Raw genomic sequence first — 5,840 nt, 5'->3', positions numbered from 1 at the left:
AGCAACGACCAGCGGCGGCAGGCCCGCTGCGCGCCTGAGATCCTGGAGCGCGGCGATCTCGGTCCGCAGCGCCTCGACGGTCCTGCCGCGGATATTGTGCCGGGTGACATAGACGCCGCCGATCAACCCCTGCCCGGCAAGGCGCGCGACCTCGGGAAACGAGGAATAGCCGACCATGAAGTGCGGCCCGAGCTGACGCGCTTCCGTCGCGCTGACGCCGAGGACATCGTTCTTGCGCAGCTCGAACTTCAGATGCGCGGCCGACATCAGAACCGGCGGCAGGCACCAGAGCATGACGAGCAGCTTGCCCGCGATGGTACGCCAACGCCCTCTGCGTAGCAGGAGGACGACGATCGCGATGCTTGCGACGACAAGCGCGATGTTTCCGGCGCCGCGCAACGGCACCAGATAAGGATCGTTCTTGTTCGCGGCGGCGAACGCGACGACAGGCGCGGCAAGCCAGAGCAGGATGAGGCCGATACGGCGGAGCAATTGCATGATGCATCACGTGCTGGAAGTGGCGAATGCTTCGCACCTATCAAAGCGATTTGCGCCGGGCGAGAGGCAAAAGGCCGCCTGCACGAAATCTGCAAAAGACTCCTGAAACCGTGCAGACGATGATCCCGCCTTCTGCACAAGAACCCTTCAGACTTCGTGATGCCAACCATCACGAAAGGTCCTCCGGATATGACAAGCCTGGCTTCGACGATCGTAGAAGAGATCAAGCCGATCGGTCATTCCTCGATTTCGGCCAAGGTCGGGCTCGCGCTGCTGCTGGCCGCACTCGCCGACTGGCTGTTCTACGGGCAGCGGATCGGGCTGTCGTTGACGCTCTTTACGATCGCGCTCGCTGGCGTGTCGGCGCTCTTCAATCATGCCGCACTGGACTTGCGCCGCGCCATCACCGGATCGGCCGTTCTCGCCGCCGGTCTCGTGCCTGTTATCGAGGAGCTCAACACGCTGTCGTTCCTGATCCTCGTCGCATCGCTGACGATTGCGTTGCTGCTCGTGACCAATGCGGAAGCGACCGGGCTCGCCGACCGCGTCCGTGCGCTGCGAAGCTTGGTCCTGCTCGGTCCCTTCAGGTTCTTCCTCGATGCGCCCCAGGTCCTCAACGCGTCGGCGTTTACCCGCGGCATCGCGCTGTGGCTGCTGCCTGCCGCGCTCAGCACCGTCTTCGTCGCACTCTTCGCCGCGGCCAATCCGGTGATCGAGCAATGGCTGTCCCTGCTCAATCCGAAACTCATCCTCGAATATGTCAGCGTCCCGCGCGTCCTGTTCTGGGCCGTGATGCTGGCGTTGGTCTGGCCGTTCATCCATGTGCGCTGGCGGCGCAAGACGGTCGTCACCACCGCCGTCGCCGACGTCCCGGTGCCACCGCCGCTCCCGTCCCTCGTCTCGGCTGAATTCCTGGGCCCCGCCACCATCCTGCGCTCGCTGATCCTGTTCAATCTGCTGTTCGCGGCGCAGTCGATTCTCGACGGCATCTATCTCTGGGGGCACGCGGCGCTGCCCGACAACTTGACCTATGCCGCCTACGCCCATCGCGGCGCCTATCCGCTGATCGTAACCGCGCTGCTGGCCGCCGCCTTCGTGCTGGTGGCGATGCGCCCGGGCGGACCGGCCGAGAAATCGAGGGTGATCCGGCCGCTGGTCTATCTCTGGGTAGGGCAGAACGTGCTTCTGGTCGCCTCGTCCATCCTCCGGCTCGACCTCTATGTCGACATCTACATGCTGACGTATTGGCGCATCGCGGCCTTCATCTGGATGGGGCTGGTGGCGCTCGGACTGATCCTGATCGTGACCCGCATTGCTCTCAACCGGTCCAACCAATGGCTCGTGGGTGTCAATCTGATCGTGCTCGCGATCGTGCTCTACGGCTGCTCGCTCGTGAACTTCGATGCCTTCATTGCCGACTACAATGTCGCCCACAGCCGGGAAGCATCGGGGAAAGGCGTGCAGATCGACATGAACTATCTCCTGACGCTCGGACCGCAGGCACTGCCCGCCATCGATAGGGCGATCATGCTCCGGCCCGGCAACCCCGAGAGCTGCCTTGTGTCACGCCGCGACCGCCTTGTAGAACAGCAGCGTCAGGACTTGGCCTGGCGGAGCTGGGGCTTTCGAAGCTGGCGGCTGCAGCGCAGGCTGGACGCGCCGGCGAAGAATCAGCCGGCGGGCTGACGAGGCAGCGGAGAGTTTCTTGGCGCATCGCATTCTCATCGTCGACGACGAAGGCCATATCCGCGAGGTCATCCGCGTTGCACTGAAGAAGGCGGGCATGGACGTGATCGAGGCGCGCGACGGCAGGGAGGCGCTCAGCCGCGCTGCCGCCGACAAGCCCGACCTGATCGTGCTCGACATCGGCATGCCTGAGTTCGACGGCCTCAACGTCTGCCGCGAGATTCGCAAGACCTCCGACGTGCCGATCCTGTTCCTGTCGGCGCGCGACGAGGAGATCGACCGCATCCTCGGCCTCGAGATCGGCGGCGACGACTACGTGACAAAGCCGTTCAGCCCGCGCGAGCTGGTGGCGCGGGTCAATGTCATCCTGCGCCGGCTCAGCCCGCGCAATGGCGAGATCAAGGCTGGGCCGAGCGCGCTGGCGCAAGGTGGCCTGCTGATCGATCCGGAGCAGCATGTGGCGTCGTTCGCCGGCACGCCGCTGAAGCTGACCGCGATCGAGTTCGGCATCCTGCGCGCGTTCCTGACCCGGCCGACCTCGGTGTTCAATCGCGAGCAGCTGATGCGCGCGGCCTATCAGCTCAACATCCAGGTCTCCGACCGCACCATCGACAGCCACATCCGCAACATCCGCGCCAAGCTGGCGGCGCTGAATTGCGAGAATGTCATCGAGACCATCCACGGCGTCGGCTTCAAGCTCGGCCGCTGCGAGACAGCGGCATGAGCGCGGCGCCCGATAAATGGCGACCGTCGCTCGGCCTCGTGATCTTCACGGTGCTGGCGACCGTCGCCGTGCTGCCGCTGGTCGGCCTGTTCTTCTTCCGCCTCTACGACAACCAGCTCATCCGCCAGACCCAGGCCGAGCTGATCGCGCAAAGCCGCGTGCTGGCGACGATCTATGCGCAGGAGGTCACGGCAAGGCTCGACAGTGGCCTGACTCTCGGCGCCGAGGTGCCGCCGAACGTGCTGCCCGACCCCGGCGACCAGGTCACGCCGATCCGCCCCGCGCTTGACCTCACCGCCAATGATTTGTTGCGCCGGCGGCCCGATGCGCAAGCAGCAATCCGGCCGGCACAGCCGGCCTATGTCGAGATCGGCGCAAGGCTGACGCCGATCATCCGCGAGACCCAGAAGGTGACGCTGGCGGGTTTCAGGATCCTCGATCCGCAGGGCGTGGTGATCGCCGGGCGCCAGGAGGTCGGGCAGTCGCTCGCCCATATCGAGGAGGTCGCGGACGCGCTGCACGGGCAGTACCGCGCCACCTTGCGCAACCGCGTGCCGGACAAGCCGCCGCCGCCGATCTACTCCTTCAGCCGCGGCCTCGGCGTGCACGTGTTCTCGGCGATGCCCGTCATCGTCAACAACCGCGTCGCGGGCGTGATTTATACCACGCGGACGCCCAGCAACATTTTCGATCATCTCTACCAGGAGCGGGCCAAATTCGTGCTGGCCGGCCTCGCCGTCATCCTCGGCACGATCGCGATTGGCCTCGTTTTCTCCCGCACCATCACGCTGCCGATGCGCGAATTGATCGATCGCGCCGCGCGGATCGGCCGCGGCGATCGCGAGGCATTTCAGCCGCTCCGGCATTACGGCACGCGCGAGTTCGCCCAGCTCTCGCACAGCTTCCTCGGCATGGCCGAGCAGCTGGCGCGGCGCTCGGACTATATCGCGACGTTCTCGGCCCACCTCACTCACGAGCTGAAATCGCCGCTGACCTCGATCAAGGGCGCCGCCGAGCTGTTGCAGGATTCGGTTCAAGGTAAATCCGAGGGTCTGACGCCGGCCGAGCAGAACACGTTCATCGCCAACATCCTGTCCGATACGCAGCGGCTGGAGGCGATGGCGCAGCGGCTGCGCGAACTGGCCCGTGCCGAGAGCCTGCCGCAGAACGAGCGCACCGAACTCGCACCCGTGATCGCCGACCTGAGAAGCCTCTTTCCGGCAAGCGATATTTCGGCCAGCGGCAGCCTCGACCGCCCCATCGGTATGTCCGGCGAAAAGGCGCTGATCGTGCTGTCGCATCTCGCCGACAACGCGATGCGGCACAAGGCGAGGTCAATCAGGCTGGAGGCGGCCTTCGAGCGCACGACCGTGCGTCTGACGGTGAGCAATGACGGCGAGCCGATCTCGGCGCCGAACCGCGACAGGATTTTTGACGCGTTCTTCACCACCCGCCGCGACCAGGGCGGGACCGGGATGGGGCTTGCGATCGCGCGTGCGGTGATGGCGAGCCATGGCGGCTCGATCAGGCTGAAGCCGACCGAGGCGGGCGCCGCCTTCGAGCTCCAATTCCCTGTGGCCTAGATCGCGAACACCCAGGCGGCAACGATGGTGCCGATGGTGACCAGGCCGGCGATGGTCCAGCCGGCGGCATATTCCAGCTCGGGATGACCGGTCGCCCGCATGATCTCTGCCGGATCGGCGGTATGCTTCTCTGCCATGACAGCCTCGCACGTTTCTTCCCGCGTCATATGTAAGTCGCATCAGCCGCCATTAGGTTCCATCACGGACACGCGAGGAATGACGCAATTAGGTTTGTTCGCCGAACCGCAAGCGGGCCCTGCCGGGCTGCGCCATGCGGACAATTTTATCGATGCCGCCCTCGAGCAGGAATTGATCGGCCGCATCGCAGCATTGCCGCTCCAGCGCTTCCAGTTCGGCGCCTTCGAGGGCAATCGCCGGGTGGCCTCGTTCGGCTATCGCTACGACTATTCGCTGCAGCGGCTGGCCGAGGCGGAGCCGATCCCGGACTGGGTGGCGCCGGTCGCGCGTCAGGTCGAGCAATGGGCGGGGCTACCGAAGGCTACCGTCCGCCAGGTGCTCTGCACCGAATATGAGGTCGGCGTCGGCATCGGCTGGCACCGCGACAAGCCGCATTTTGACAAAGTCCTCGGCCTCTCGCTCGGCGCGGCCTGCAAGTTCCGCTTCCGCCGCCGGAGCGGCGACAAATGGCAGCGCCACACGCTCGAGGCTCTGCCGCGCTCGCTTTACATGATGGACGGCGAGGCGCGTTCGCAATGGGAGCACAGCATCCCGCCGGTCGAGGCACGCCGTTACTCCATCACGTTCCGGACGATGAAGCGAGCCTGACCGGTCGTCCAAAACAAAAACTGCGAAAACAACCCCATGCACAGTAGAACGCCGTGTCCGGCTCGAGCCTCGGCGGCGCCGGACAACGGCTTGACGGATCGAGACAAAATGGCTGCGCCGCGCGGGTCGTCCCGGGACACGCGAACATGCGCTCCAAACGCGGCCACATGCCAAGCCGGACGCCCGTTTCCGCGGCGGCGGCGTGCCGGCCAAGGGTGCCGCGAATTCGCCTCAAGGCCAGCTGAGTAATGAGGCGAATTGAAAAGACAGGCCATATCTGCGAGCCAATATGAGACCCGCAAAGCCGGCATCACCATGAAGAACTATCTGACATTTTTCCTGCTTCTGACCATGACCACAGCCTCCGCGCACGGACCTTTGCCGGCCCGGCTCTCGCCGCCGTCTGATCTCGTGCAAGTGGGCCTGACCGATTCCGACACCACGGCCGGCGGCACCGCGCGGCTGTGTGAGCAGGTTACCTTCGCGCGGGGCCTGCGCTACGGCGAGAGCGAAGCCAACGTGCTCGATGTCGCCGCCAGCGCGACCAAGGCGGATACGCCGCG

Annotated in this window: 5 protein-coding genes and 2 pseudogenes; 5 read left to right on the top strand and 2 right to left on the bottom strand. The window is 65.3% G+C overall.

Going from position 1 to position 5,840, the window contains the following annotated elements; translation table 11 throughout:
- A pseudogene (locus MOV75_RS24880) lies at positions 1-498 on the bottom strand (glycoside hydrolase family 3 protein); the annotation flags it as partial.
- 189 nt (positions 499-687) lie between these two features.
- Between MOV75_RS24880 and MOV75_RS24875 the strand changes: the two are divergent.
- Genes MOV75_RS24875 through MOV75_RS24865 form a run of 3 tightly spaced genes read left to right on the top strand, consistent with a single transcriptional unit; the run spans position 688 to position 4,491 of the window.
- On the top strand, positions 688-2,184 hold the full coding sequence (locus MOV75_RS24875) for a DUF4173 domain-containing protein (RefSeq protein WP_246923631.1): 1,497 nt from the start codon (positions 688-690) through the stop codon (positions 2,182-2,184).
- Positions 2,185-2,203: 19 nt separating this feature from the next.
- On the top strand, positions 2,204-2,908 hold the full coding sequence (locus MOV75_RS24870) for a response regulator (protein WP_246923637.1): 705 nt from the start codon (positions 2,204-2,206) through the stop codon (positions 2,906-2,908).
- Entirely contained in the window at positions 2,905-4,491 is a 1,587-nt protein-coding gene (locus tag MOV75_RS24865; RefSeq protein WP_246923640.1) for an ATP-binding protein, read from the top strand. Before MOV75_RS24870 ends, MOV75_RS24865 begins: the two co-directional genes overlap by 4 nt.
- Here the strand turns inward: MOV75_RS24865 and MOV75_RS24860 are convergent.
- Entirely contained in the window at positions 4,488-4,628 is a 141-nt protein-coding gene (locus MOV75_RS24860) for a hypothetical protein (RefSeq protein ID WP_007597071.1), read from the bottom strand. The genes MOV75_RS24865 and MOV75_RS24860 overlap by 4 nt on opposite strands.
- A 79-nt stretch (positions 4,629-4,707) precedes the next feature.
- Here MOV75_RS24860 and MOV75_RS24855 point away from each other — a divergent pair, with 79 nt between their 5' ends.
- On the top strand, positions 4,708-5,277 hold the full coding sequence (locus tag MOV75_RS24855) for an alpha-ketoglutarate-dependent dioxygenase AlkB (RefSeq protein ID WP_246923645.1): 570 nt from the start codon (positions 4,708-4,710) through the stop codon (positions 5,275-5,277).
- Positions 5,278-5,592: 315 nt separating this feature from the next.
- Positions 5,593-5,840 (top strand): annotated as a pseudogene (locus tag MOV75_RS24850) (carboxylesterase); the annotation flags it as partial.

The sequence above is a fragment of the Bradyrhizobium sp. PRIMUS42 genome (genome assembly GCF_023006515.1).
In the GTDB taxonomy this organism is placed as follows: Bacteria; Pseudomonadota; Alphaproteobacteria; order Rhizobiales; family Xanthobacteraceae; genus Bradyrhizobium.
The sequence above is the reverse complement of the archived record's forward strand: the minus strand, read 5'-3'. Positions and strand labels throughout refer to the sequence as shown.

Bases quoted from the DNA above. Each gene is read 5' to 3' on its own strand.
- MOV75_RS24875 (WP_246923631.1), top strand. From the start codon at position 688: ATGACAAGCCTGGCTTCGACGATCGTAGAAGAGATCAAGCCGATCGGT.
- MOV75_RS24865 (WP_246923640.1), top strand. From the start codon at position 2,905: ATGAGCGCGGCGCCCGATAAATGGCGACCGTCGCTCGGCCTCGTGATC.
- MOV75_RS24860 (WP_007597071.1), bottom strand. From the start codon at position 4,628: ATGGCAGAGAAGCATACCGCCGATCCGGCAGAGATCATGCGGGCGACC.
- MOV75_RS24855 (WP_246923645.1), top strand. From the start codon at position 4,708: ATGACGCAATTAGGTTTGTTCGCCGAACCGCAAGCGGGCCCTGCCGGG.